We start from the raw sequence: 26,549 nt of genomic DNA on the forward strand, positions 1-26,549 counted from the left end.
GTCAAGCCCCCAGAAAATGCTTGCGGTAGCGGGGATGTAGGTCGGCCAGCCGCATCAGCATCGGCAGGTCGGCGGTATTGAAGTCTGGATCCCAGGCCGGCGCGCCCAGCACACGGGCGCCCAGTCGCAGATAGCCTTTGATCAGGGCCGGCGGGTCCACGGCAATCGAGCCGTCCAGATGCTCCACGGGCAGCGGCAAGCGCGGCAGCACGTGGTACTCGATAGGCGCCAGATGGGTCTTGCGCACTTGCTGCCAGATGCTGGCGGCCGCATCGCCACTGACCACGCCGTTGTGAAGCATGGGAATGCTGGCACAGCCGATCATCGTGTCGAGTTCGTTGCGCACCATAAAGTCTGCGAGTGCACTCCACAACGCCATGATCACGCCGCCGTGGCGGTGATCGGGGTGCACACAGCTACGGCCCAGTTCCACCATCCGGGGGCGTAAGGTGCGCAGGCGCGTCAAGTCAAATTCGGTATCGCTGTAGGTTCCGCCCACCCGCTTGGCCTGCGCAGGCGTCAGCACCCGGTAAGTCCCAATGACTTGCAGGCTCTGGGCGTCGCGCACCAGAAGGTGCTCGCAGTAGTCGTCGAAGAGGTCCACGTCGTGGCCAGGAACGGGGGTCGTCAATCGAGCGCCCATCTCTGCCGCAAACACCTCAAAGCGCAGGCGCTGCGCCTCGCGGACTTCATCCAGATGCCTGGCCCAGGTCACCTCAATGGCGCCACGCGCCGGGGCAACCTGCGCCGCGCCCGGGACAACGGCAGGGCGTTGAACAATGCCGGTGCCGGCCGCCTCAGGCGATGTGGACAACTGCATCAGAGTGGGCAGGTCGTTCATGGACAACGTCTCCTTCGGTTAAAACGGGCTCAGCTGGCATCTCCAACCGAGGCGGGAATCCGCTTCCCTGGCCGGGAGTGTGAAAGCCGCGCGTGACATGCCCGTGTCCACCGCATGTCAGCGTCGTGACATGTTTTTCCCTCGCCCCTGGGGCCCTCCCGCCCACCGAGGGCCTGCATAATGGATTGAGGAACTTCGTCGTGTCTTCAGCCGCCCCGCCCTCCACCCGCAGCCCTCTTGCCGCCTTTGCCGCTGTTTTTTTGCTGGCAGCGGCCTGCGCTGGAGCACTGGTCTGGACCTTGGAGCGGCAGGAACGCGCGCAGCAGCGCACCCAGGCGGCAGATGTGGCGGGCGACCACGTACAGGCCCTGCAGCGCGCCATCGAGTTGGCCTTGTCGGCCAACAACACCCTGGTGGCCCTGGTGCGGCAGGGCCATGGCAACGTTCCCCAGTTCGAAGAAATCGGCATGCAGATGCTGCCGTTCTACCCGGGCATCGCGGCCATGGGTCTGTCCCCAGGTGGGGTGGTGCAGCAAGTCGTTCCCCGCGCGGGTAACGAAAATTCGATTGGTTTTGACCAGCTCAACGACCCCCACCAAGGGGTAGAAGCCGCCCGCGCCCGCGAATCCGGTCTGCTGACGCTGGCGGGCCCCATGGAGTTGGTGCAGGGCGGCCTGGGTGTCGTGGGGCGCCAGCCGGTGTATCTGGAAGATGACCTGGGGCGCCGCAACTTCTGGGGGTTCACTTACGTCACCATCCGCCTTCCAGAGGTGCTGGCGACTGCGCGCCTGCCACAGCTCACCGAGCGGGGCTTCCACTATCGACTGTGGCGTGTTCGCCCGGACAACCATCAAGAGCAAACTATCGCGGCGTCTGCCCCCCCGCCCGCTGAGGACGCTGTGGGTCGCTCACTCACCCTGCCCAATGGCCAGTGGACGCTCAGCCTGTCCCCTGCCCAAGGATGGGGAGCGCCCGGCGTGCTGGCCCTGCGCTGTGCGTTGGGCTTGCTGTTTGCATTGCTGATGGGCTACCTCGCACGCTTGCTGGTCGAACTGAAGGCGCATGAACGCGGTCTCGCGACGCAAGTGGCACAGCGCACGTCCGAGATCCAGGCCACACAGCAACAGTTGCGTGCCACCATCGACGCGATTCCCGATCCGCTGTTTGAAATCGATCAGGACGGCCGCTATTGCAGCGTACACAGCCCGCGCGCCGAGTTGCTCATGGGCCCTGCGGATCAATTGATCGGCCGCAATGTCACAGACGTGCTGCCTGCACTGGCTGCGCTGACCGTGATGGACGTGCTCAACGAAGCACAGTCCCAGGGGTGGTCCACAGGGCGCCAGATCATGTTGGACCTGCCCGGCCTGGGGCCCACCTGGTTCGAGCTTTCTGCAGCCCGCAAGGCAGGATCCGCAGGAGGAAAACCCCGGTTCATTGTGCTGTCCCGCGACATCTCCGAACGCAAGCGGTCCCAGGAACAGTTGCAGCTGACAGCCCAGGTGTTTGACCAGAGCGGCGAGGCCATCGTGATTGCCGATGCAGCCCAAACCATCGTGCGCATCAACCGGGCATTCAGCCGCATCACCGGCTACTCCGAAGCAGAGGCGGTGGGGCAGTCAATGCGCCTGCTGACGGTGGCAGAGTCCACCCGGGACTTCGATGCCGAGCTGGTGTACACCCACCTCTCCAAGGACGGACACTGGGAAGGTGAAGCCTGGGGTCGCCGCAAGGACGGATCGACCTACCCCCAGTGGCTGTCTGTGAGCCGTGTGCGCGACGGCAACGGCAGCACCACCCACTCCATCACGCTGTTCCGTGACATCACGCTCCAGCGCGAGGCGCAGGACCGCATCCAGCGGCTCGCGCATTTTGACCCCCTCACCGATCTGCCCAATCGTGCGCTCCTGGCCGAGCGCGCCCAGCGCCACATTGAACAAGAGAAAGCGCGGGGCGGTACGCTGGCCATGCTGTTCCTGGACCTGGACCATTTCAAGAACGTCAACGACTCGCTGGGACATCGCATCGGCGACATCCTGCTGGTGGCCGTGGCGCGGCGGCTGGAGTCGCTGCTGGGCACGCAGGACACTGTGTCGCGCCTGGGGGGCGATGAGTTTCTGCTGCTGTTACCCGCCGCCTCCGCGATGCAGGCGGCCGACTTAGCACAGCGCCTGCTGATTGCGGTGGCCCAGCCTTTTCAGGTAGAGCCTTATGAACTCACCACCACCCTGTCCGTGGGCATCGCCATGTATCCGGCGGACGGAGACTCGTTCGACACCCTGTACCAGCGTGCCGATGCCGCCATGTACCGCGCCAAGCAAAGCGGGCGCAACCGCTTTGGCTTTTTCACTGCCGATCTGGAGGCGCGCACCGCCCGGGCCTTGCAGATCGAGAATGCGCTGCGCCGCGCGTTGGAACGCAACCAGTTCGAGCTGCACTACCAACCCCAGGTATCACTCACCACGCGCCAGGTGGTCGGGGCTGAAGCGCTGCTGCGCTGGAAGCATCCCGAACTGGGCATGGTGTCTCCGGCGGAGTTCATCCCCGTCGCAGAGAGCAGCGGCATGATCGTGGCGATTGGCGAGTGGGTGCTGAACACCGCCGTGCACGACGCCAAGCGCTGGCTGGACCTGCAGTTGCCCCTTCGGGCGGTGTCGGTCAACCTGTCGGCGGTGCAGTTCCGCCACCCCCAGTTGCCCGAGATGGTGACGCGCTGCCTGCAACAAGCCGGACTGCCTGCGCGCCGGCTGGAGCTGGAGCTGACCGAGGGGGCTGCGGTAGACGACCCCGCGGCTGCACTGGCCATGATGGACCAATTGCATGACCGGGGTGTTCGGCTGTCGATGGATGACTTTGGCACCGGATATTCGTCGCTGAGCTATCTCAAACGCTTTCAGATCTACAAGCTCAAGATCGACCAGTCGTTTGTGCGCGACCTCGACGATGACGCCAACGACCGGGCCATCGTCAGCGCCATCATCCGCATGGCGCAGGCCTTGGGCATGCAGACGACTGCCGAAGGGGTGGAGACGGATGGCCAGCTGGAGTTTCTGCGCGCGCAGGGCTGCGATGAGGGGCAGGGTTACCTGTTCAGTCGCCCCCTGGCGGCCGATGCGTTTGAGGCCTACCTGCGGGAACACCTGGGACGCTAGGAACCTGTCCAAAGAAACCGGGCGACGTGTATCAGCCCCTTCTCGGCCCAGGGCTCCAGACAACTGCACCGGCGTCAGTCGTACGGCAGAACCTGCAACGCAGTACCTGAGGCATACCCTCAAACGGCATGTAAGCCGCCACTGCTACACTTTGGCACAATTTTTGAGGCCGTCTGGCCCTGCCGCCTGTACTGGTCTTATGTATTCGCTGTTCAGCACTCCGCCCTCGCAGCGCGCCGGAGTGCCTACCGACACCCCACTGCAACGCACTCTGCGCGAACAACAGATCCTGTTGGATAGCGCGGGCGTGGGCATCGTGTTTCTTCGCCAGCGCAGTGTGGTGCGCTGCAACCAGCGGTATGCTGAAATTTTTGGCTACGCCAGCCCAGCCCACCTGGTAGGGCTCAACACCGAAGCCTTCTACCCAGACCGGGATGCCTTCCGGGACCTCGGGCGCACTGCCTATCCTGCGCTGGCCCAGGGGCAATCCTTCCGGATTGAACGCCAGCTGCGTCGCGAGGACGGCACGCTGTTCTGGGGCAGCCTCACTGGGCGCCTGATCAATCCGCACGACACCGGCGAGGGCTCGATCTGGATCGTGGACGACATTGACGAGCAAAAGCGTGCCCAGGCCGCGCTGAATGCCGCAGTGCGCGAAAAGCAGTTGCTGTTTGACAGCGCAATGGTGGGCATCGTTTTTTTGCGCGACCGGCACTTGACCCGCTGCAACCACCACTTTGAGCAGATGCTAGGCTTTGAGCCGGGCGAACTCATGGGCTGTTCGTCCCGCCGCTGGTATGCCAGCGATGCCGCGTGGCAAGAAGTGGGTGACCGCTGCTACCCCACGCTGGTGGCAGGGCAGTCATACGAGGGCGAAGTGGAGCTGTGCCGCAAGGACGGCACCCCGGTCATCTGTGAAGTCCGCAGCAAATGCATCGATCCGGCGGACCCTGCCCAGGGCACCATCTGGATCACCATGGACATCACCGACCGCAAACGCGCACAGGCGATGCTGGCCCAGGCCCATGAGGAGCTTGAGCGACAGGTGCAAGACCGCACGCGCGAGCTGCGCGAAACCGTGGCCAACCTGCACCGTGAAATCAATGACCGCAAGGCCGACCAGGAGCGCATTTACTGGCTGGCCCACTACGATGCACTCACGGGACTGCCCAACCGGGCCCTGCTGGCAGAACGCGCGCAGCAGGCCATTCGGCTGGCGCAGGACAACCAGACACCCCTGGCCGTCATCTTCCTGGACCTGGATCACTTCAAACATGTGAACGACTCTCTAGGCCACCGGGTGGGCGATGTACTGCTGGTCGAAATTGCAAAAAGGCTGCGCGCCGTGGTGCGCGACAAGGACACGGTCTCTCGCCTGGGCGGTGACGAGTTCATCCTGCTTCTGCCCGGAGCAGATGCGCGGGGCGCAGCCCGGGTCGCCAGCAAGTTGCAGGAGGCGTCGCGCCAGCCGTACCAGATCGATCACCACGAGCTCACAATGGCCCCGTCCATGGGCATTGCGCTGTTTCCGCAAGACGGACACGACTTCGACACGCTGACCCAGTCGGCCGATGTGGCCATGTACCGCGCCAAGCTGGATGGGCGCAATACCTTCCGCTTCTTCACCCCCGAGATGCAGGCCCAGTCGGTGCGCGCCTTGCAGCTCGAAAACGCATTGCGCCGCGCCCTGGAACGAGAGCAGTTCCACCTGCACTACCAGCCGCAGATGAACCTGGCCACGGGAACCGTGCGCAGTGTGGAAGCCCTGCTGCGGTGGCAACACCCCCAGCTTGGTCCCATCTCTCCTGGAGAGTTCATCCCGATTGCTGAAGACAGCGGGCAGATTCTGCAGATTGGCGAGTGGGTGCTGCGCACGGCGCTGGCCCAGCTCAAGGCATGGCGCAGCTGCGGGTTTCCCGAACTCACGATGGCTGTGAACCTGTCGGCGATCCAGTTTCGCCAGCCTCAGCTGCCTGAACTGGTGAGCCGCGTGCTCGTGGAGTTTGACCTCCCCCCCGATTCGCTGGAACTGGAGCTCACGGAAGGTGTGGCCGTGGACGATCCCCATGCGGCAGTGGCGACCATGGACCAGTTACACGCGCGCGGGGTGCGGATGTCGATGGATGACTTTGGCACAGGCTACTCGTCACTCAGCCAGCTCAAGCGGTTCCAGATCTTCAAGCTGAAGATCGATCAATCCTTTGTGCGCGACCTGGGCAACGACAGCAACGACCGCGCCATCGTCAGCGCCATCATCCGCATGGCGCAGGCGCTGGGGATGCGCACCACCGCCGAGGGCGTGGAAACCGAAAGCCAACTGGCCTTTCTGCACGAACAGGGTTGCGACGAGGCACAGGGCTACCACTTCAGCACACCGCTGCCCGCAGAGCAGTTGGAGCGCTTCATGCGGCAGCACACCGCCGCGCACTGAGCCGACCCAATACCACTCAGGACGCAACGGACGCCGCTGAGAGACCAGGAACTCAGCCCGCGCGAGCGGCATCTGCCAGCCGCTGCGCACAGGAGCTGGCCACTTGCGCGTCGCGCGCCTCTACCATCACACGCAGCAAAGGCTCGGTGCCACTGGCACGGATCAAGACCCGGCCCGAGGAGCCCAGTTGCTGCTCCACCGCCTGCGTGGTCTCAGCCAGGAGGCGGTTGGCCTTCCAGTCCTGCCCGGGCGCCAGGCGAACATTGAGCAACACCTGCGGGTAGAGCGTGATGTCTGCCAGCAACTGTGCCAGCGTGCGGCCGCTGCGCACACAGGCCTGCAGCACCTGCAGCGCACTCACCAAACCATCGCCGGTGGTGTGCCGGTCCAGGGCCAGCAGGTGGCCCGAGCCCTCCCCGCCCAGCACCCAGTGGTGGCGCGCCAGTTCTTCCAGTACATACCGGTCACCGACCTTGGCGCGCACAAATTTCACGCCCTTGGCCTGCAGTGCCACTTCCACCGCCATGTTGGTCATCAGGGTACCCACCACACCCGGCACATGCTCGTCACGGCCCATGCGGTCTGCGGCCATCAGATACAGCAGCTCGTCGCCGTTGTACAGCCGCCCTGTGGCGTCCACGATCTGCAGCCGGTCTGCGTCGCCATCCAGCGCGATGCCATAGTCGGCACGGTTCGCGCGTACGGCGCGGACCAAGGCGTCGGGATGTGTCGCGCCCACTTCGTGGTTGATGTTGAGGCCGTCGGGCGCGCAGCCAATCGACAGCACTTCTGCACCCAGCTCGTGGAAGACCTTGGGCGCCACTTGGTACGCAGCTCCGTGCGCTGCATCCACCACGATCTTCAGCCCCTTGAGCGTCAGGTCCTGGGGAAAGGTGCTTTTGCAGAACTCGATGTAGCGCCCAGCAGCGTCATCCAGGCGTCGTGCCTTGCCCAGGCTGGCGGAGTCCACCCAAACAGGGGGCTCAGCCAGCGCGGCCTCCACCGCCAGCTCCCAAGCGTCCGACAGCTTGGTGCCTTGCGCACTGAAAAACTTGATGCCGTTGTCGGGATAGGCGTTGTGACTGGCGCTGATGACCACACCCAGACTGGCGCGCTGGGCACGGGTCAGATACGCCACGCCAGGCGTAGGCAACGGCCCCAGCAGCACCACATCCACCCCTGCCGAGTTGAAGCCAGACTCCAGCGCGCTTTCAAGCATGTAGCCCGAGATGCGCGTGTCCTTGCCAATGAGCACCGTAGGGCGCTCTTCCGTACGGCGCAACACGCGGCCCACCGCATGGGCCAGGCGCAGCACAAAATCCGGCGTGATGGGCGGCTGTCCGACGGTTCCACGGATGCCGTCGGTTCCAAAGTATTGGCGTGTCATGTTCTGGCGTCTCCTCGTACGGATCTCTGTATGTTGTTCTCACAGGCGAGGGCTTGGCGTCCCACAACCTGCTCTCAAATCACTGGCCCCTCAGCCAGATCGCTGCATCGCAGACCACACGGCCAGTGCCGCCACCGTCTCGCGCACGTCGTGCACACGCACTACCGCAGCGCCCCGCTCGACCGCCAGCACGGCGGCGGCCACGCTGGGCACCATGCGCTGATCCACCTCCAGCCCGGTCACCGCGCCCAGCGACGACTTGCGTGACCACCCTGCCAGCAGCGGATAGCCAGCAGCCAGCAATTCAGAATGCCGCGCCAGCAAGGCAAAGTTTTGTTCCACCGTTTTGCCGAAGCCAATGCCCGCATCCAGCAGGATACGAGTCTTTTCGACCCCAAGCGCTAGTAGATTTTGCGCCTGCAGCTTCAAAAATGATAGCACCTGGGGCACCACATCCCCGTCCATGGGCGCCTGCTGCATGGTCTGCGGGTCGCGGTGCATGTGCATCAGGCACACGCCGCACAGCGGGTGCGCAGCCACCGCCGCCGCAGCGCCTGGCTGCCGCAAGGCCCAAATGTCGTTGACGATGTCGGCCCCCAGGTCCAGCACCGCGCGCATGACCTCGGGCTTGTAGGTGTCCACCGAGATCGGGACACCCAGGGTGACCGCCTCACGCACCAGAGGCACCACACGAGACAACTCCTCGTCCAAGGGCACAGCGGGGCTGCCCGGCCGGGTGGACTCGCCACCGATGTCCAGGATGTCGGCCCCCTCCTTCAGCAGCTGCTCGCAATGCCGCAGCGCAGCAGCCGTGGAGTCGTGCCGCCCCCCGTCGGAGAAAGAGTCGGGCGTCACATTGACGATACCCATGATCTGGGGACGGGCCAGATCAATGGCGAAGCGAGAGGTTTGCCAGATCATGTGTCGATCGAACCCATGCAGATTTGCAAAAGAGAGGCCAAGCCAACAAATTCGCAGTGAAAAAATGGAACGCCACAAAAAACGGGGCACAAGGCCCCGTCTGAACGACTGTACCGAGAGCCTGGTCAGGCTGCTGTCGGCGCGGTGTCCGTAGCTACTGCAGGAGTACCGCCGCTGGAGTTGTCGCCACCCGAGGGCGGAGTGCGCGGTGTCCAGTCCTTGGGAGGACGGGGCTCCTTGCCGGCCATGATGTCATCCAGTTGCTCGGTATCGATGGTTTCCCATTCGAGCAAGGCCTTGGCCATGGCGTGCATCTTGTCGCTGTTCTCTTCAATCAGACGACGTGCCAGGTTGTACTGGTCATCGATGATGCGGCGCACCTCCATGTCCACCTTTTCCATGGTCTGCTCACTCATGGTGGTGGTCTTGGTGACCGAGCGGCCCAAGAACACTTCGCCTTCGTTCTCGGCATAGACCATGGGGCCCAATGCATCCGTCATGCCGTAGCGGGTGACCATGTCACGGGCGATGTGCGTGGCGCGCTCAAAGTCATTGCTGGCGCCAGTGGTCATCTGGTTCATGAACACTTCTTCAGCGATACGGCCACCGAACAGCATGCTGATCTGGTTGAGCATGTATTCGCGGTCGTAGCTGTAGCGGTCCTGCGCAGGCAGGCTCATCGTCACGCCCAAGGCACGGCCACGGGGGATGATGGTGACCTTGTGCACCGGGTCGCACTTGGGCAGCAGCTTGCCGATCAGGGCGTGGCCAGCTTCGTGGTAGGCCGTGTTGCGGCGCTCTTCCTCGGGCATGACCATGCTCTTGCGCTCGGGGCCCATGAGGATCTTGTCCTTGGCCTTCTCAAAGTCCTGCATCTCGACGGTGCGCGCATTGCGGCGCGCAGCCATCAGGGCAGCTTCGTTGCACAGGTTAGCCAGGTCGGCGCCGCTCATGCCGGGCGTGCCACGGGCGATGATCGCAGGGGCTACGTCCTGGCCGATCGGGATCTTGCGCATGTGCACATTCAGGATCTGCTCGCGGCCGCGGATGTCGGGCAGCGTCACATACACCTGGCGGTCAAAACGACCAGGGCGCAGCAGGGCTGCGTCCAGGATGTCGGGACGGTTGGTGGCAGCCACCACGATCACACCCAGATTGGTCTCAAAGCCGTCCATCTCAACCAGCATCTGGTTCAGGGTCTGCTCGCGCTCATCATTGCCGCCGCCCAGTCCAGCACCGCGCTGGCGGCCCACGGCGTCGATTTCATCGATGAAGATGATGCAGGGGGCGTTCTTCTTGGCGTTGTCGAACATGTCGCGCACGCGGGCCGCACCCACGCCAACGAACATTTCCACAAAATCCGAGCCCGAGATGCTGAAGAACGGCACCTTGGCTTCGCCCGCAATGGACTTGGCCAGCAAAGTCTTACCAGTACCGGGAGGGCCGACCAGCAGCAGGCCACGGGGAATACGGCCACCCAGCTTCTGGAACTTCTGCGGGTCCTTCAGGAAGTCCACGACTTCCTTGACTTCTTCCTTGGCCTCGTCACAGCCGGCCACGTCCGCGAACGTGACCTGGTTGTTGTTCTCGTCCAGCATGCGCGCCTTGCTCTTGCCGAAGCTGAAGGCGCCGCCCTTGCCGCCGCCCTGCATCTGGCGCATGAAGTACACCCATACGCCAATCAGCAGCAGCATGGGGCCCCAGCTGACCAGAAGGGTCATGAGCAGGGAACCTTCCTCACGGGGCTTCACGTCGAACTTGACGTTATGGTTCAGCAGGTCGCCCACCAGACCACGGTCCAACACCGAGGCATTCGTGCGGATCTTGCGGTCATCGGTCGTGACCGCCACAATCTCGCCGCCGCTCAGCCCTTCAGGAATGGTGGCGCTTTTGATGCGGTTGTTGCGGACTTCGTCCAGAAACTCGGAATACCCGACGTGGCCCGCACTGGCGCCGCTGCGGGTGTCAAACTGTTTGAACACCGTGAACAGCACCATGGCGATGACCAGCCATACGGCAATTTTTGAAAACCACTGATTGTTCAAGCGGGGCTCCAGTTGCGGGGAACAGAAAACGGACACACTGCCGTCATGGCACGCATGTGCGGCCCATTTTAGGTCTTTCAAGCCACGGGGCCAGCCCTATTCCCCCTCACGCCCATGGAATCAGCGCGGGCTTTGGCGCCAAAGTTCACGGATTCTTGACCTGAGGCAAGCCTGAACAGGCTACTTTTTTAAGCCCCATCCCCACCAGGAACGTTTCGGAGGACTTGTCGCGCGAAGCCTTGGGTTTCAGGGGCTTGACGACCTTGAAAGTCTGCTTGAACAAGGTGACCAGATCACTGTATCCACTGCCATGGAACAACTTGACCACCAGGGCACCCTCCGGTTTCAAATGGTTGCAAGCAAAATCCACAGCCAACTCCACCAGGTGCGCAATCCGCGCCGCATCGGCCGACTCGATGCCCGACAGGTTGGGCGCCATGTCCGACACCACCACATCCACCACCCGGCCGTCGAGCGCCTGCTCCAGGCGCTCCAGCACGTCAGGCTCTCGAAAATCTCCGTTCAGGTAGGTGACACCTTCAATCGGCTCCATGGGCAAGATGTCCAAGGCAATGATCGCCCCGTTGAGCTGCCCCGCTGCAGCACCCGAGGGTGACAGGCGCCGGCGCAGATACTGGCTCCATGCCCCCGGGGTAGAGCCCAGATCGACGACCGTATATCCCGGCTTGATAAGGCCCAGTTGCTCGTCAATCTCCTTGAGCTTGTAGGCGGCACGGGCGCGGTAACCCTCCTTCTGTGCCAATTTGACATAGGTGTCGTTCACGTGGTCGTTGAGCCACGCCTTGTTCACCTTTTTGCTCTGGGTTTTGACTTTCATATGGCGGTATTGTCTCTCGACAATCGCTGCAGTGGCCGACCTGCCCCCAGCGCTGCGCACGGCAGCCGGAATCACGTCCAGCCGGGCCGCAGACATAATACGGGGATGCCCCAAATTCAACTGACTCCTGCCGAGCGCCGGGAACAACGCGCCGCTGCCCACCACCTGGACCCCGTGGTCCTGATTGGCGGCGATGGCCTCACCCCCGCCGTCAAGAAGGAAATTGACGCCGCCCTCAACGCCCATGGCCTGATCAAGGTGCGTGTTTTCAACGATGACCGCACCGCGCGCGAACTGATGTACCAAGAGCTGACCGCTGAACTCAACGCTGCTCCCATCCAGCACATCGGCAAGCTGCTGGTGCTGTGGCGGCCTCAGCCCGTCAAGGAGCGCGCTGTCGATGAAGACCGGATGCCCGGCCCCCGCGACGTCAAGGTGCTCAAGTACAGCAAGCGGGGTGGCCAACGCCCCGAGATCAAGCAGTTGCGCGTGCTCGGTAACCAGCGCCTCACCTCGGGCGGCCAGATCAAGCGGGCGAAGCCCAAGCAAAAATCCATCAAGAAGCGTCAGGCCGACTGATGAGCCACGATGCAGGCTCGGCAGTGCCTGCAACCGTTGCAGCACCTGCCGGCAAGGCGCCCACGCGCCACATCCTCTGCATGAAATGGGGCACGAAATACGGCCCCGAATACGTCAACCGGCTGTATGCCATGGTGCGTCGGCATCTGAGCGGCGATTTCCGTTTTGTCTGCCTCACCGATGACAGCACCGGCATCCGCAGCGAAGTGCAATGCCTGCCCATTCCCGCACTGGATCTGCCGCCCGGCATTCCCGAGCGGGGCTGGACCAAGCTGGCCACCTTCAGCGCAGATTTGCACGGGCTGCGCGGCACGGCCCTGTTTCTGGACGTGGATGTGGTCATCACCGGCAGCCTGGATGATTTTTTCACCCAACCCGGCGAATTTCTGATCATTCACGACTACAAGCGTCCGTGGCGCATCACCGGCAACTCGTCCGTGTACCGCTTTGAACTGGGTGCGCACCCCGATGTGCTGGCGTATTTTCGCGAGCACTTCGCCGAAATCCGGGCACAGTTCCGCAATGAGCAAGCCTACCTGTCAGACTTCTTGCACAAGCAGGGCAAGCTGCAATACTGGCCCGCCGCGTGGTGCCCCAGTTTCAAGTACCACGGAATCCCCCCCTGGCCTACCAACTACTGGCGCGCGCCGTTTGTGCCGGAAGGTGCACGCATCGTGATTTTTCATGGGGAATGCAACCCCCCGGATGCCCTGGCGGGCCGGCGCAACCGGCGGTTTCGCTACATCCGCCCAGCCACCTGGGTGGCGGAACACTGGCACGAATAGGCGCGGCGGCGGGCCGGCTTGTTCTAAAAAAAGTCTATGCCGCAGTAGATTTGTCAGCGAATCGCTCGCTTGACCGTCAATCGCTGGCGGACCGCTCTTCCTCTGCCGCGTGCGCTCCCGGCCGCAGCGTTTGCCACAACACTGCCAAGGCGCAGCCCCATTGCGCTGCATACATCACCGTCCCCACGCTGTGCCACAGACGCAAGTCCTGCCGGGCCACAATGCGGGGCGCAACGCCAAACTGGTTGAGCAACGCCAGCAGCAGGCCACCGAGAACGAACAGCATGACAGCGCGTGCCCAAGGATATTGGGCCAGTCCATGCCGAGGCCTGGACAAGAGCAGCAGCACCACACAACACACCACCGCCACCCAGGTCTGCGCCGCAAACAGCTTGGCCGCCATGTTGCCCGCCATCGTGGGCGAAGGCAGATGGGCAAACAGCATGGGCACGACCAGAAACCCGATGGTGGTCAAACTGCCCCACCAAAGTGCAGCGACCAGGGCAGGGAGGCGGCGGGACATGCCGTGCACGCTCACTGGTAGCTGACCGCCACCACTTCATAGCGACGAATGCCGCCGGGGGCCTGCACCTCGGCGGTATCGCCCTCTTCCTTGCCAATCAGCGCACGCGCGATGGGGCTGGAAATATTGATCAAGCCTCGCTTGAGGTCCGCCTCGTCTTCGCCCACGATCTGGTACTTCACCGTGTCACCAGAGTCTTCGTCCTCCAGTTCGACCGTGGCACCAAACACCACCTTGCCGCCACCGTCGACCGCACTGGGGTCAATGACCTGGGCTACCGAGAGCTTGCCCTCGATCTCCTGAATGCGGCCTTCGATGAAACCCTGGCGGTCCTTGGCTGCGTCGTAGTCGGCGTTTTCGCTCAGGTCACCCTGCGCGCGCGCTTCGGCAATGGCAGCGATCACCGCAGGACGCTCCACGGTCTTGAGGCGGTGCAGCTCTTCCTTGAGCATTTCAGCGCCGCGCTTGGTAATGGGAATGGTGGCCATGCGATTGAGTCTCCACAAGTCAAAACGGTGAAAGTGCAAGGCACTTCCACCGATCTTTCGCCACGCTGCTCCCCGCAAAACATTGAGGGGTGCACGTGGCACATCTACAAAAGGAAACCGCCGCACGTTGCCGCGCGGCGGTGTTGGTTTAGTGGCGATTATGCCGTGTTTGCGGCGGCCAAAGCCACCGCAAAAACCCGGTCAGGCCGCCAGCTGAGCGTGCAGTTCCTGCACGGAATACACGTCGAGCTTGTCCAGGTACTTCATGCCTTCCACGGCCGCCTCCGCACCAAAGATGGTGGTGAACGTGGTCACGCGGGCCAGCAGCGACGAGGTACGAATCGCACGCGAATCGGCAATCGCGTTGCGGCGTTCTTCCACCGTGTTGATGACCATGACAATCTCATTGTTCTTGATCATGTCCACGATGTGCGGACGGCCTTCGGTGACCTTGTTGACCACCACCACAGGGACACCCGCTTCGGCAATGGCTGCAGCCGTGCCCTTGGTAGCAACTAGGTCGAAGCCCAGCGCCACCAGCTGGCGGGCAATGTCCACCGCGCGGGGCTTGTCGTTGTTCTTCACGGTGAGGAACACCTTGCCAGAAGTGGGTAGCTTCGTGCCCGCGCCCAGTTGGCTCTTCACGAAGGCTTCGCCGAAGGTCTTGCCCACGCCCATCACTTCGCCGGTGGACTTCATCTCGGGGCCGAGGATGGTGTCCACGCCAGGGAACTTGACGAACGGGAACACCGCTTCCTTCACGCTGAAGTAAGGTGGTGTGACTTCCTTGGTGATGCCCTGCGAAGCCAGCGTCTGGCCTGCCATGCAGCGTGCCGCGACCTTGGCCAGCTGGATGCCGGTGGCCTTGGACACAAACGGCACCGTGCGCGAGGCGCGGGGGTTCACTTCCAGCACGTAGATCACATCCTTGCCATCCACTTCCTGAATGGCAAACTGCACGTTCATCAGGCCCACCACGTTCAGGCCTTCGGCCATGGCAGCCGACTGGCGCTTGAGCTCGTCCACCGTGGCTTGCTTGAGGTAGTACGGCGGCAGCGAGCAGGCCGAGTCACCCGAGTGCACACCGGCTTGCTCGATATGTTCCATCACACCACCGATGAAGGTCTTGCCCTCGGGGTCGCGCAAGCAGTCCACATCGCACTCGATGGCGTCGTTCAGGAAGCGGTCTAGCAGCACGGGCGAGTCGTTGCTCACCTTCACGGCCTCGCGCATGTAACGCTCCAGGTCGCGTTGTTCGTGCACGATTTCCATCGCACGACCGCCCAGCACGTAGCTGGGGCGCACCACCAGGGGGTAACCCAGCGTGGCGGCCTTTTCCAGGGCCTCGGCTTCGGTGCGTGCGGTGGCATTGGGCGGCTGGCGCAGGCCCAGATCGCCCAGCAGTTTCTGGAAGCGCTCGCGGTCTTCTGCTGCGTCGATCATGTCGGGGCTGGTGCCGATGATCGGCACGCCTTCGGCTTCCAGCCCCAGTGCAAGCTTCAAAGGCGTCTGGCCGCCGTACTGCACGATCACGCCGTGTGGCTTTTCCTTGTCCACGATTTCGAGCACGTCTTCGAGCGTGAGCGGCTCAAAGTACAGGCGGTCCGACGTGTCGTAGTCGGTCGAAACCGTCTCAGGGTTGCAGTTGACCATGATGGTTTCGTAGCCATCCTCGCGCATGGCGAGTGCGGCATGCACGCAGCAGTAGTCGAACTCGATGCCCTGGCCGATGCGGTTCGGACCACCGCCCAGCACCATGATCTTTTTCTTATCGGTGGGCGCGGCTTCGCACTCTTCCTCGTAGGTCGAGTACATGTAGGCCGTGTTGGTGGCGAACTCGGCAGCGCAGGTGTCCACGCGCTTGTAGACCGGGCGCACGTTGAGGGCGCGGCGTGCTTCGCGCACCGACTTCTCGGTGGTCTTGAGCAGCTTGGCCAGTCGGCGGTCGGAGAAGCCCTTCTTCTTGAGCGTGCGCAGCGTGTCAGCGTCCAGCGATGCCAATGCAGCGTCGCCCTTTTCTGCAGCGATCTTGTCCAGCTCCAGCTCGATCTTCACGATCTCTTCGATCTGCACCAGGAACCACTTGTCGATCTTGGTGAGGTCGTACACCTCGTCCACCGACAGGCCCATGGCAAACGCGTCGCCCACGTACCAGATGCGCTCGGGGCCGGGCTCGCCCAGTTCTTTTTCGAGCACTTCGCGGTCCTGGGTCTTTTCGTTCATGCCGTCCACGCCCACTTCCAGGCCGCGCAGGGCTTTCTGGAAGGATTCCTGGAAGGTGCGGCCCATGGCCATGACCTCGCCCACAGACTTCATCTGCGTGGTCAGGCGGCTGTCGGCCGTAGGGAATTTTTCGAACGCAAAACGTGGGATCTTGGTGACCACGTAGTCGATGGAAGGCTCGAACGATGCGGGCGTGGCGCCACCCGTGATTTCGTTCTTGAGCTCATCGAGCGTGTAGCCCACGGCCAGCTTGGCGGCGACCTTGGCAATGGGGAAACCCGTGGCCTTGGACGCCAGTGCCGACGAACGCGACACGCGCGGGTTCATCTCGATGACGATCATGCGGCCGTCCTTCGGATTCACCGAGAACTGCACGTTGGAGCCGCCCGTGTCCACGCCGATCTCGCGCAGCACCGCCAAGCTGGCATTGCGCATGATCTGGTATTCCTTGTCGGTCAGCGTCTGGGCCGGGGCCACGGTGATCGAGTCGCCCGTGTGCACGCCCATCGGGTCCAGGTTTTCGATGGAGCAGATTATGATGCAGTTGTCCGCCTTGTCACGGACCACTTCCATCTCGTACTCCTTCCAGCCGAGCAGCGACTCTTCAATCAGCAGCTCGTTGGTGGGCGAGGCTTCCAGGCCGCGCTTGCAGATGGTCTCGAACTCTTCGGGGTTGTAAGCAATGCCACCGCCCGTGCCGCCCAGCGTGAAGCTGGGGCGGATCACCGTGGGGAAGCCCACGCTCTTTTGCACGGCCCAGGCTTCATCCATGCTGTGGGCGATGCCCGAGCGCGCGGAGCCCAGACCGATCTTGGTCATGGCGTCCTTGAACTTCAGGCGGTCTTCGGCCTTGTCGATGGCTTCGGGCGTGGCGCCGATCAGCTCGACCTTGTACTTGTCGAGCACGCCGTTGCGCCACAGGTCCAGCGCGCAGTTCAGTGCGGTCTGACCACCCATGGTGGGCAGGATGGCATCGGGGCGTTCCTTGGCGATGATCTTCTCGACCGTCTGCCAGGTGATGGGCTCGATGTACGTGACGTCGGCGGTGGCCGGGTCGGTCATGATCGTTGCAGGGTTGCTGTTGATCAGGATGACCTTGTAGCCCTCTTCGCGCAGGGCCTTGCAGGCCTGCACGCCGGAGTAGTCGAACTCGCAGGCCTGGCCGATGATGATCGGGCCGGCGCCGATGATGAGGATCGATTTGAGGTCTGTGCGCTTTGGCATTATTTCTTCTCCATCAGCGCGGTGAAGCGGTCAAACAGGTAGGCGATGTCGTGCGGGCCGGGCGATGCCTCGGGATGGCCCTGGAAGCAGAACGCAGGCTTGTCGGTGCGCTCCAGGCCTTGCAGCGTGCCGTCGAACAGGCTGATGTGCGTAGGGCGTAGCGTGGCGGGCAGCGAGGCCATGTCCACGGCAAAGCCGTGGTTCTGGCTGGTGATGCTCACGCGGCCGTTGTCCAGGTCCTTCACCGGGTGGTTGGCACCGTGGTGGCTGTTGTCCATCTTGAAGGTCTTGGCGCCGCTGGCCAGGGCCATGATCTGGTGGCCGAGGCAGATGCCGAAGGTGGGCACGCCCGCTTCAACGATCTGGCGGGTGGCTTCGATGGCGTAGTCGCAGGGCTCCGGGTCGCCAGGGCCGTTGGACAGGAACACGCCGTCCGGCTTCATGGCCAGCACGTCGGCCGCAGGCGTCTTGGCAGGCACCACGGTCAGCTTGCAGCCACGCTCGGCCAGCATGCGCAGGATGTTTTTCTTGACGCCAAAGTCGTACGCCACCACATGAAAGCGCGGCGCAGCCTGTGTGCCATAGCCTTCACCCAGCTTCCACTCCGTCTGGTCCCAGGTGTAGGTCGCAGGGGTGGTCACCACTTGGGCGAGGTCCAGGCCCTTCATGCTGGGCGCAGCCTGGGCAGCCGCCAGGGCTTCGTCGATGCGCGCCTGCGTCACAGCCTCACCGGCTGCGAGGCCCAGGATGGCGCCGTTCTGCGCACCCTTGTCACGCAGCAGGCGGGTGAGCTTGCGGGTGTCGATGTTGGCAATGGCCACCGTCTTTTCGCGCACGAGGTACTGCGAAAGCGTTTCGGTGGATCGGAAGTTGCTGGCCAGAAGGGGCAGGTCTTTGATGATCAGACCTGCTGCATGGACCTTGTCGGCTTCGATGTCTTCCGCATTGACGCCGTAATTGCCGATGTGCGGATACGTCAGGGTGACGATCTGCTGGCAGTAGCTGGGGTCGGTGAGGATTTCCTGGTAGCCGGTGATGGCGGTGTTGAACACCACTTCACCGACCGTGGTGCCGGTGGCACCGATCGAGTTACCGATAAAGACCGTGCCGTCTGCGAGCGCCAGGATGGCGGGCGGGAAGTTTCCCTTGAGAGACAAAAGCACTGGGTTCTCCGGATGGTTACGGTCGCCCGGCGCCTGCAGACCACTCGCACACTCGAAGCGCGATGGTGCCAATGGCTGCTCTCAGATGGGTTGTTGCTTTGGGTGCGGTCGGGCGACGCTGTTGCGAGAAAAGCTCCCGATTATACCCTCCGTCGCTGACACCTCCGCAATGCACGCCTTGCATAACCCTGATACCAGCGTCTATGACCTGCGAGCCCCAAGCTCGCCTTGGACGCCCACAGCACCGCTGCGGGCGCAGACAGCGTCAGCGCCCTGCTCCGCTCGCGTGCAGGCAGATGGCCGCAGCCGCCGCCACATTCAGCGACTCCTCGCCGCCGGGCTGGGCAATGCGGATGCGCAAAGAAGCCCTATCTTCCAGGGCCGGGCTGACGCCCTGCCCTTCGTGGCCCATCACCCAGGCGCAGGGCCAGGGCAAGGCAGCGCGATGCAGAAAGTCACCCGCGTGGGAGCTGGTGACCAGCAGCGGTACCTGAAGGGCGGCGAGGTCGTCCAGTGCCAGCCCCTCGATCAGGTCGAGTGCGAAATGCGCCCCCATGCCGGCCCGCAAGACCTTGGGCGACCACAGCGCGGCACTGCCCTTGATGGCGGCCACCTGGCGAAACCCGAACGCAGAGGCGCTGCGCAGGATGGAGCCCACATTGCCCGCGTCCTGCACCCTGTCCAGCACCACGGTGGCGGCATCGGGCCGGAGTGACGCCGGTGCAGGCAGGTCCAGGATGAAGCCCATCGCGGCGGGCGACTCCAGCCCGCTCACGTCTGCAAACAGTGCATCCGCAAGAACTATGAATTTTGTAGCTGCCCGGGCATATTCCACTTGCGCCTGCGGCCAAAAAGACTCAGAAAACACCGCCACCGATGCCCGCAGCCCCCGCGCCAGCGCGGCGCGGCACAGATGGTCTCCTTCGAGCCAGACACGGCCCTGCTTGCGGTACGCCGTCGTGTCCTGCGCCAAACGGCGCAAGTCCTTGACGAAGGCGTTATCGCGGGAATGGATGGCGGTGACGGACGAGGAGGTCATGGCTAGTTTTCAGCGCCCGGTCAGGATCCGGCGCGCAGGTTTTGGGCCACTGGTGCAAACGAGCGCCGGTGGTGAATGCAGGCACCGTGCTCGCGCAAGGCTGCCATGTGCACGGCCGTGCCGTACCCCTTGTGTCCGGCAAAGCCGTATTGGGGAAACTCGTCATGCACCTGCGCGCACCAGCGGTCGCGGTGCACCTTGGCAAGGATGGAGGCCGCCGAGATGACCGGCACCAGCGCATCGCCCTTGACGATGGCCTCCGCCGGAACATCCAGCACCGGCAGCCGGTTGCCATCCACCAGCACCATCGCCGGTTTGAGCCGCAGCCCCATGACGGCACGGCGCATGGCCAGCAGCGTGGCCTGCAGGATGTTGAGCTGGTCGATCTCTTCGACACTGGCCTCGGCGATACTGCAGCACAGGGCCTTGGCGCGGATCTCGTCGTAAAGCTTTTCACGCCGCGCGGCCGTGAGTTTCTTGGAGTCGGCCAAGCCCGCAATCGGATGCAGGTCGTCCAGGATCACAGCCGCTGCCACCACGGGCCCGGCCAGGGGACCACGCCCAGCCTCGTCCACCCCAGCCACCAGGCCGGGCGGATGCCAGGGCAGGCAGGCCTGCTCAGGCTGCGGGAGCGAGGATTTTCTGGATCGCATCGGCAGCCAGTTGTGGAGTGTTGCGCAGCAGGCTCTCGTGCAGCGCCGTAAAGCGCTGCTCCAGGGCCGCAATTTTTGGGGGATCTTGACGCTTTGCATCCAGCCAGTCCAACGTGGCGGCACAGAGGGCCTGGGGCGTGGCGGCGTCCTGGATCAGCTCGGGCACCACAAACTCACGGCACAAGATGTTGGGCAGGCCCACCCAGGGCTGCAGCTGCTTGCGGCGCATGAGCCACCAGCTCAGGGGGTGCATGTGGTAGCCGATGACCATGGGCCGCTTGAACAGCGCGGCCTCCAGCGTCGCGGTGCCGCTGGCGATCAAGGTGGCATCACAGGCCGCGAGCACCGTGTGCGACTGGCCTGTGGTGATCTGCAGGGCATCACCCAGACCACACGCGCGCGCCACCTGCTCGATGCGGTCGCGCAGTGCAGGCACCGCAGGCACTATCAATTTAATAGCTGGTCGCGCTTTAAGCACCAGCGCTGCCGCCTCAAAGAAGGGCCGCGCGATGTACTGGATCTCGGAAGAGCGGCTTCCCGGCAGGATGGCCAGAACTTCGTCCTCATCCCTCAGGCCCAGTTGCGCGCGCGCGGCCGTACGGTCCGGCACCATGGGAATCACGCCCGCCAGGGGGTGGCCCACGTAGGTGGCGGCTATGCCGTGCTGCGCGAGCAACTCTGGCTCGAACGGGAAGATGCAGAGCACATGGTCTGCGCTGCGGCGGATCTTTTCGACGCGGTCTGCACGCCAGGCCCAGATGGACGGACACACAAAATGCACGGTCTTGATGCCCGCAGCGCGCAAATCGGCCTCCAGGCCCAGGTTGAAATCCGGCGCATCCACGCCGATGAATACATCGGGGCGGTCCTTGAGCAAGCGTTCGCGCAGCTGCTTGCGGATGCGCAGCAACTCGCGCAGCCGGCGCAGCACCTCCATGCTGTAGCCATGCACCGCCAGGTTGTCGCTGGGCCACCAGGCAGCAAAGCCGCGACGCGCCATCTGCGGCCCGCCAATGCCGCTGGATTGCAGCCCCGGCCAATGCGCCTGCATGCCGTCGATCAGCAAGCCCGCCAGCAAGTCGCCCGACGTCTCGCCCGCCACCATCGCGACGCGGGGGGAATCTGCCATCGCCCAGCCCTCAGCGCGCAATGCCGCGCGTGGCGTCGGCCAGGAACTGCTCCATCATCGCCGCGTCGTCGCTGGCCTGCGGCGCGGACTGCGCCAGCTCTGCAATGGCGGCGCGCGCGGCCTCCAGCGTGAGGCCCTGGCGATAGATCAGCTTGTGCATCTGCTTGACCGCCGCAATGCGCTCGGCCGAAAAGCCACGCCGGCGCAGCCCCACCACGTTGTAGCCGCGCACGGCCAAGGGGTTGCCATCCACCAGCATGAAAGGTGGCACGTCCTGCGACACGGCGCTGGCAAAGCCCACCATCGCATGGGCACCAATCTTGACGAACTGGTGAATGCCGGTGAGCCCGCCCACCGTCACCCAATCGCCCAGGTGCACATGACCTGCCAACGTGGTGTTGTTGGCCAGTGTGGTGTGGTTGCCCACATGGCAATCGTGGGCGATGTGGGTGTACGCCATGATCCAGTTGTCATGGCCCACGGTGGTGATGCCACCAGCCTGGGGCACTCCCAGGTTCAGTGTGCAGAACTCGCGGATGGTGTTGCGGTCGCCGATGACCAGTTCGGTCGGCTCGCCCGCGTACTTCTTGTCCTGCGGGATGGTGCCGATGGAATTGAACTGGAAGATGCGGTTGTCAACACCAATCGTGGTGTGCCCATCGATCACGCAGTGCGCGCCGACCGTGGTGCCCGCACCAATGGTCACGTGTGCACCAATGACCGTGTAAGGCCCCACCGTGACCGTAGGGTCCAGGCGGGCACCGTCCGCAACAAGGGCTGTAGGGTGGATATTGCTCACGATCCAACAGGCCTGCGCGGGTCAACCCACAGCGCGCATGGTGCACATGAGTTCGGCCTCGCAAGCCACCTCTTCGCCCACGCTGGCCACGCCCTTGAACTTCCAGATGCCACCGCGCACACGGTCGATGGTGATGGTCAGGATCAGCTGGTCACCGGGCTCCACCGGGCGCTTGAAACGCGCGCCATCGATACCGACAAAGTAGTAGATGTTGTTCTCATCGGGCACCTTGCCCATGGCGTCAAAAGCCAGCAAACCTGCGGCCTGGGCCAATGCTTCCAGGATCAACACACCCGGCATCACCGGACGGCCGGGGAAATGCCCCATGAAATAAGGCTCGTTGAACGTGACGTTCTTGATGGCCTTGATGCGGGTGTTGCTCTCCAACTCGATCACCTTGTCCACCAGCAAAAACGGGTAGCGGTGGGGCAGTTGCTTGAGAATTGCGTGAATATCCATCATCGAGTTGTTCTTCCGTTCATGCTGCCTTGAGGGCCAGCTCCAGCGCCTTGATGCGCTCGCGCAGGCTGTGCAATTGTTTGAGTGTGGCAGCGTTTTTTTCCCAGCGCGCATTGTCGTCGATGGGGAACATGCCGGTGTACTGGCCAGGCCGGGTGAGAGAGCGGGTGACCACCGTCGCAGCCGAGATGTGCACGTTGTCGGCCAGCTCCAGGTGCCCCAACACGATGGCGCCGCCGCCCACGGTGCAATGCGCCCCGATGGTGGCACTGCCCGCGACACCCACGCACCCGGCCATGGCCGAGTGCTTGCCGATGCGCACGTTGTGGCCGATCTGGATCAGGTTGTCGAGCTTCACGCCGTCTTCGATCACCGTGTCTTGCAGCGCACCCCGATCAATGCAGGTGTTGGCCCCGATCTCGACATCGTCTCCGATGCGCACGGCACCGAGTTGCTCGATCTTGACCCATTGCCCGTTCTCCGGCGCAAAACCAAAACCATCGGCCCCGATGACCACGCCCGCATGGACGATGCAACGCGCACCCACATGGCAATCCTCGCCCACGGTGACGCGGGACTTGAGCACAGTGTCCGCACCGATGCTCGCCCCGCGCTCGACCACGCACAGCGGACCAATGGTGGCCGAAGGGTGCACCTGCGCCGTGGGATCGACCACCGCACTGGGGTGCACACCCGATGGCCGCGCGGGCGCATTGCGCTGGCGCCACAACTGGGTGGCGCGGGCAAAGTACACATACGGGTTGTCGGCCACGATGCATGCGCCGCGCGCCAGTGCGGCATCACGCATGGCAGGCGCCACAATGACACAGGCCGCCCGGGAGGCGGCCAGTTGCTGTTGGTAGCGCGGGTTGCTCAGAAAACTGAGGTCTCCCGGGCCTGCAACCTCCAGTGGCGCGATGCGGGCAATGGCGGTTTCCCGCGCTCCCCCTTCCAGCGAACCACCGAGCGCATCAACGATGTGCCCGAGAAGCAAGCTGCTCACGCGCCACCTGTCCTGCGCAGCGGCTTACTTGGTTGCAGCAGCGGCATTCAGGGCCTTGATCACCTTGTCGGTGATGTCGTGCTTGGGGTTGATGTAGACGGCCTCTTGCAGGATCACGTCGTACTTTTCAGCTTCGGCCACCTGCTTGACCACCTTGTTGGCACGCTCCAGCACTTGCGACAGCTCTTCGTTCTTGCGGGCGCTCAGGTCTTCTTGGAATTCACGGCGCTTGCGTTGGAAGTCGCGGTCCTGGTCCACCAGCTGGCGCTGGCGCGCAGTGCGCTGGCTCTCGGCCATGGTGGGCGCTTCACGTTCAAACTTGTCGCTGGCGGTCTTCAGGGTGTTGCCCATGTCCACCAGTTCTTTCTCGCGGCGGGAGAACTCCTGCTCCAGCTTGGCCTGCGCAGCCTTGGCTGTGGTGGCTTCCCGGAAGATGCGATCGGTGTTGACGAAACCGGCTTTGAACTCTTGCGCTTGTGCAGGGGCTGCGAAGGCAACGGTGCCGAGCAGCAAGGCCACGGAGAGATGGCGAGAAAAGGATTTCATTAGAAAGACGTTCCAATCTGGAATTGCAGTTTCTGGATTCTATCGCCGGCGAACTTGCGCACTGGCTGCGCAAACGCCAAACGCAAGGGGCCGAGTGGCGAAATCCAGCTCAGACCCAAGCCCACGGAGGCACGCATGTCACTGAAGGTAACTTTGTCGTTTTCGCCGTACACATTGCCCACGTCCAGGAACGTGAACACACGCAGGGTCCGGTCATTGCCAGCACCTGGGAACGGAGCAATCAGCTCGGTGTTCAGCGTGATCTTCTTGGGGCCGCCCAAGGAAGCACCGGTCACATCACGCGGGCCGAGGGTGCCCTGGTCGAAACCACGCACCGAGCCCAGACCGCCCGAGTAGAAATTCTTGAACACCGGGAATGGGCGGCCGTTCAAGCCCTTGCCATAACCGGCTTCGCCATTGAAGGCAATGGTGAAGCGCTTGTTGAGCGGAATGTATTGCTGGTACTGGTAATTGGCCCGCACATAGCGCGCGTCGCCCGCCACAGACCATTCGGAATTGAGGCGCTGATAGCGACCGGAGTTGGGCGCCAGAGCGCTGTCCCGATCGTCGCGGGACCAGCCCACGGTCAATGGAATCGACGTGCTGCTGTAGCCGAACTTGTCGGCATAGAACAGGTAGGTGGCCGGGATGTTCGTGCCGGGCTTGATGCGGGTCTGCTCCAGCCCGCCGCCAAAGAACACCGTATCCGTCTCGCTAAAGGGCACGCCAAAACGCACGGAGGTCCCGGTGGTAACCAGTTGGTAGTTGCCCCCCTGGTCTTCATACGGCTTGTCAGTGCGGTAGTACACATCGAGCGTGCGCGAGATGCCTTCTGGTGTGAAGTACGGGTTGGTGGTGCTGAACACCAGCGTACGCCGGTACTTGCTGGTATTGACATCGATGCCCAGATAGTTGCCCGAGCCAAAGATGTTCTCCTGCTTGATGCCGAAGGAGAGGGACGCCTTTTCGGCGCTGGAGAAACCCACGCCCAGTTGCAGCGAGCCGGTGGGCTTTTCAGCCACGTTGATCACCAGATCGACCTGGTCGGGAGAACCAGGCACTTCCTGCGTTTCCACATTCACTTCCGTGAAGAAACCCAGGCGGTCCACGCGGTCGCGGGACAGGCGGATCTTGTCGCCGTCGTACCAGGAGGCCTCGTATTGGCGGAACTCACGGCGAATGACTTCGTCACGCGTGCGGTTGTTGCCACTGACGTTGATGCGGCGCACATAGGCGCGGCGTGCTGGTTCGGCTTGCAGCACAAAATTGACGCGATTGTTCTCGCGGTCGATTTCGGGCACAGCCTCTACGCGGGCAAATGCAAAACCAAAACGGGCGAAATACTCGGAGAAGGCCTTGGTGGTTTCGGTCACCTGGTCGGCGTTGTAGGGCTCGCCGGGGCGAATGGTCACCAGCGACTTGAACTCGTCCTCACGGTCCAGGTAGTTGCCTTCGAGTTTGACACCCGACACCACATACCGCTCGCCTTCCGTCACGTTGACGGTGATGGAGATGTCCTGCTTGTCTGGAGAGATGGCGACCTGCGTCGAGTCCACACGGAACTCCAGGTAGCCGCGCTGCAGGTAATACGAGCGCAGGGTTTCGAGGTCGGCATTGAGCTTGGTGCGCGAGTAGCGATCGGACTTGGTGTACCAGCTCAGCCAGCCCCCCGTATCCTGGTCGAACAGGCCCTTGAGCGTCGATTCGCTGAACGCCTTGTTGCCCACGATGCGCACTTCCTTGATGCGTGCTGGCTCACCTTCCGTGATCGTGAAGGTCAGGTTCACCCGGTTGCGCTCGATGGGTGTGACCGTGGTCACCACCTCGGCGCCATACAGGCTCTTGTTGATGTACTGGCGCTTGAGCTCTTGTTCAGCGCGGTCGGTCAGCGCCTTGTCATACGGGCGGCCTTCCGTCAGGCCCACTTCGCGCATGGCTTTTTTGAGCGCATCTTTGTCGAATTCACGGGCACCGGCAAAGTCCACATCGGCGACAGTGGGGCGCTCTTCGACAACCACCACCAGCACGTTGCCGCTGGCCTCCAGGCGCACATCCTTGAAGAGTCCCAGACCGAACAACGCACGGATCGCCGCAGCGCCTTTTTCGTCGTTATAGTCGTCACCGACCCGCAGGGGCATGGATGCAAACACGGTGCCGGGCTCCACACGCTGCAAGCCTTCCACGCGAATGTCCTGCACCTTGAATGGCTCCAGAGCCCATGCCGCATTGGCGACAAAAATCATGGCTGCAACGGCCGATGCAGTACGCACGCCCAGGCGATTGATGTGTTTTTTCATGAATGAAGCGGGAGCCGCAGTTGC

Annotated in this window: 21 protein-coding genes; 4 read left to right on the forward strand and 17 right to left on the reverse strand. The window is 63.2% G+C overall.

Going from position 1 to position 26,549, the window contains the following annotated elements; genetic code table 11:
* Window position 1 precedes the first annotated feature (1 nt).
* Window positions 2-841 (reverse strand): GNAT family N-acetyltransferase, encoded by an 840-nt coding sequence (locus ACT531_RS14470; RefSeq protein ID WP_209820393.1) that lies wholly within the window; start codon window positions 839-841, stop codon window positions 2-4.
* A gap of 200 nt (window positions 842-1,041) precedes the next feature.
* Between ACT531_RS14470 and ACT531_RS14475 the strand changes: the two genes are divergently transcribed.
* Both ACT531_RS14475 and ACT531_RS14480 read left to right on the forward strand, forming a co-directional pair.
* Complete coding sequence (locus ACT531_RS14475; RefSeq protein WP_476017856.1) at window positions 1,042-3,993, forward strand: bifunctional diguanylate cyclase/phosphodiesterase; 2,952 nt, start codon at window positions 1,042-1,044, stop codon at window positions 3,991-3,993.
* A 199-nt stretch (window positions 3,994-4,192) separates the two neighbouring features.
* Entirely contained in the window at window positions 4,193-6,424 is a 2,232-nt protein-coding gene (locus ACT531_RS14480; RefSeq protein WP_476017857.1) for a sensor domain-containing protein, read from the forward strand.
* Between the two features lie 52 nt (window positions 6,425-6,476).
* Here the strand turns inward: ACT531_RS14480 and glmM are convergent, their stop codons facing one another.
* The 4 genes from glmM to ACT531_RS14500 all read right to left on the reverse strand — a co-directional run bounded on the left by glmM (window position 6,477) and on the right by ACT531_RS14500 (window position 11,615).
* On the reverse strand, window positions 6,477-7,811 hold the full coding sequence (gene glmM, locus ACT531_RS14485) for a phosphoglucosamine mutase (RefSeq protein WP_291445732.1): 1,335 nt from the start codon (window positions 7,809-7,811) through the stop codon (window positions 6,477-6,479).
* Window positions 7,812-7,901: 90 nt separating this feature from the next.
* Window positions 7,902-8,732, reverse strand: coding sequence for a dihydropteroate synthase (gene folP / locus ACT531_RS14490; RefSeq protein WP_476017858.1), 831 nt, complete (start codon window positions 8,730-8,732; stop codon window positions 7,902-7,904).
* 125 nt (window positions 8,733-8,857) lie between these two features.
* Window positions 8,858-10,777: an ATP-dependent zinc metalloprotease FtsH gene (gene ftsH, locus ACT531_RS14495; protein ID WP_015013574.1), complete on the reverse strand. Its 1,920-nt coding sequence runs from the start codon at window positions 10,775-10,777 to the stop codon at window positions 8,858-8,860.
* A gap of 145 nt (window positions 10,778-10,922) precedes the next feature.
* Window positions 10,923-11,615, reverse strand: a complete 693-nt coding sequence (locus ACT531_RS14500; RefSeq protein WP_476017899.1) for an RlmE family RNA methyltransferase — start codon at window positions 11,613-11,615, stop codon at window positions 10,923-10,925.
* 105 nt (window positions 11,616-11,720) lie between these two features.
* Here ACT531_RS14500 and ACT531_RS14505 point away from each other — a divergent pair, with 105 nt between their 5' ends.
* A complete protein-coding gene (locus ACT531_RS14505; RefSeq protein ID WP_015013572.1) occupies window positions 11,721-12,194 on the forward strand; it encodes a YhbY family RNA-binding protein in 474 nt (157 codons plus the stop codon).
* On the forward strand, window positions 12,194-12,979 hold the full coding sequence (locus ACT531_RS14510) for a glycosyltransferase (protein WP_209820387.1): 786 nt from the start codon (window positions 12,194-12,196) through the stop codon (window positions 12,977-12,979). Before ACT531_RS14505 ends, ACT531_RS14510 begins: the two co-directional genes overlap by 1 nt.
* Window positions 12,980-13,055: 76 nt before the next feature.
* Here ACT531_RS14510 and ACT531_RS14515 read toward each other — a convergent pair whose 3' ends face one another.
* From ACT531_RS14515 to bamA, 12 genes are all read right to left on the reverse strand, one after another.
* Entirely contained in the window at window positions 13,056-13,502 is a 447-nt protein-coding gene (locus ACT531_RS14515; RefSeq protein ID WP_476017859.1) for a DUF4149 domain-containing protein, read from the reverse strand.
* Window positions 13,503-13,513: 11 nt separating this feature from the next.
* A complete protein-coding gene (gene greA, locus ACT531_RS14520; protein ID WP_209820385.1) occupies window positions 13,514-13,990 on the reverse strand; it encodes a transcription elongation factor GreA in 477 nt (158 codons plus the stop codon).
* A 201-nt stretch (window positions 13,991-14,191) separates the two neighbouring features.
* Window positions 14,192-17,437 (reverse strand): carbamoyl-phosphate synthase large subunit, encoded by a 3,246-nt coding sequence (gene carB, locus ACT531_RS14525; RefSeq protein ID WP_110959065.1) that lies wholly within the window; start codon window positions 17,435-17,437, stop codon window positions 14,192-14,194.
* Window positions 17,437-18,600 carry a glutamine-hydrolyzing carbamoyl-phosphate synthase small subunit gene (carA, locus tag ACT531_RS14530; protein ID WP_476017860.1) on the reverse strand — a complete coding sequence of 388 codons (1,164 nt, stop codon included), beginning with the start codon at window positions 18,598-18,600 and terminating at the stop codon, window positions 17,437-17,439. Before carA ends, carB begins: the two co-directional genes overlap by 1 nt.
* Before the next feature lie 265 nt (window positions 18,601-18,865).
* On the reverse strand, window positions 18,866-19,639 hold the full coding sequence (locus tag ACT531_RS14535; protein WP_209820383.1) for a TrmH family RNA methyltransferase: 774 nt from the start codon (window positions 19,637-19,639) through the stop codon (window positions 18,866-18,868).
* Between the two features lie 20 nt (window positions 19,640-19,659).
* Complete coding sequence (gene rnhB, locus ACT531_RS14540; RefSeq protein ID WP_476017861.1) at window positions 19,660-20,292, reverse strand: ribonuclease HII; 633 nt, start codon at window positions 20,290-20,292, stop codon at window positions 19,660-19,662.
* Window positions 20,258-21,421, reverse strand: coding sequence for a lipid-A-disaccharide synthase (gene lpxB, locus ACT531_RS14545; RefSeq protein ID WP_476017862.1), 1,164 nt, complete (start codon window positions 21,419-21,421; stop codon window positions 20,258-20,260). The genes rnhB and lpxB overlap by 35 nt, the downstream gene beginning before the upstream one ends.
* Before the next feature lie 10 nt (window positions 21,422-21,431).
* Entirely contained in the window at window positions 21,432-22,220 is a 789-nt protein-coding gene (lpxA, locus tag ACT531_RS14550; RefSeq protein WP_476017863.1) for an acyl-ACP--UDP-N-acetylglucosamine O-acyltransferase, read from the reverse strand.
* A 21-nt stretch (window positions 22,221-22,241) separates the two neighbouring features.
* On the reverse strand, window positions 22,242-22,682 hold the full coding sequence (gene fabZ, locus ACT531_RS14555) for a 3-hydroxyacyl-ACP dehydratase FabZ (protein ID WP_060984096.1): 441 nt from the start codon (window positions 22,680-22,682) through the stop codon (window positions 22,242-22,244).
* Window positions 22,683-22,698: 16 nt separating this feature from the next.
* Window positions 22,699-23,682, reverse strand: a complete 984-nt coding sequence (lpxD, locus tag ACT531_RS14560) for a UDP-3-O-(3-hydroxymyristoyl)glucosamine N-acyltransferase (protein ID WP_060984097.1) — start codon at window positions 23,680-23,682, stop codon at window positions 22,699-22,701.
* A 24-nt stretch (window positions 23,683-23,706) separates the two neighbouring features.
* A complete protein-coding gene (locus ACT531_RS14565; protein ID WP_209820379.1) occupies window positions 23,707-24,228 on the reverse strand; it encodes an OmpH/Skp family outer membrane protein in 522 nt (173 codons plus the stop codon).
* Complete coding sequence (gene bamA / locus ACT531_RS14570; protein WP_015013559.1) at window positions 24,228-26,525, reverse strand: outer membrane protein assembly factor BamA; 2,298 nt, start codon at window positions 26,523-26,525, stop codon at window positions 24,228-24,230. Before bamA ends, ACT531_RS14565 begins: the two co-directional genes overlap by 1 nt.
* Window positions 26,526-26,549: the final 24 nt, after the last annotated feature.

The sequence above is a fragment of the Acidovorax sp. DMC1 genome (assembly GCF_056314325.1).

Coding starts and splice junctions, on each gene's coding strand:
- lpxB (WP_476017862.1), bottom strand. CDS start 21,421: ATGGCAGATTCCCCCCGCGTCGCGATGGTGGCGGGCGAGACGTCGGGC.
- folP (WP_476017858.1), bottom strand. CDS start 8,732: ATGATCTGGCAAACCTCTCGCTTCGCCATTGATCTGGCCCGTCCCCAG.
- ACT531_RS14480 (WP_476017857.1), top strand. CDS start 4,193: ATGTATTCGCTGTTCAGCACTCCGCCCTCGCAGCGCGCCGGAGTGCCT.
- ACT531_RS14535 (WP_209820383.1), bottom strand. CDS start 19,639: ATGACCTCCTCGTCCGTCACCGCCATCCATTCCCGCGATAACGCCTTC.
- bamA (WP_015013559.1), bottom strand. CDS start 26,525: ATGAAAAAACACATCAATCGCCTGGGCGTGCGTACTGCATCGGCCGTT.
- rnhB (WP_476017861.1), bottom strand. CDS start 20,292: ATGCGATCCAGAAAATCCTCGCTCCCGCAGCCTGAGCAGGCCTGCCTG.
- ACT531_RS14500 (WP_476017899.1), bottom strand. CDS start 11,615: ATGAAAGTCAAAACCCAGAGCAAAAAGGTGAACAAGGCGTGGCTCAAC.
- glmM (WP_291445732.1), bottom strand. CDS start 7,811: ATGACACGCCAATACTTTGGAACCGACGGCATCCGTGGAACCGTCGGA.
- ACT531_RS14565 (WP_209820379.1), bottom strand. CDS start 24,228: ATGAAATCCTTTTCTCGCCATCTCTCCGTGGCCTTGCTGCTCGGCACC.
- ACT531_RS14515 (WP_476017859.1), bottom strand. CDS start 13,502: ATGTCCCGCCGCCTCCCTGCCCTGGTCGCTGCACTTTGGTGGGGCAGT.
- ACT531_RS14510 (WP_209820387.1), top strand. CDS start 12,194: ATGAGCCACGATGCAGGCTCGGCAGTGCCTGCAACCGTTGCAGCACCT.
- ACT531_RS14505 (WP_015013572.1), top strand. CDS start 11,721: ATGCCCCAAATTCAACTGACTCCTGCCGAGCGCCGGGAACAACGCGCC.
- carB (WP_110959065.1), bottom strand. CDS start 17,437: ATGCCAAAGCGCACAGACCTCAAATCGATCCTCATCATCGGCGCCGGC.
- greA (WP_209820385.1), bottom strand. CDS start 13,990: ATGGCCACCATTCCCATTACCAAGCGCGGCGCTGAAATGCTCAAGGAA.
- ACT531_RS14470 (WP_209820393.1), bottom strand. CDS start 841: ATGAACGACCTGCCCACTCTGATGCAGTTGTCCACATCGCCTGAGGCG.
- fabZ (WP_060984096.1), bottom strand. CDS start 22,682: ATGATGGATATTCACGCAATTCTCAAGCAACTGCCCCACCGCTACCCG.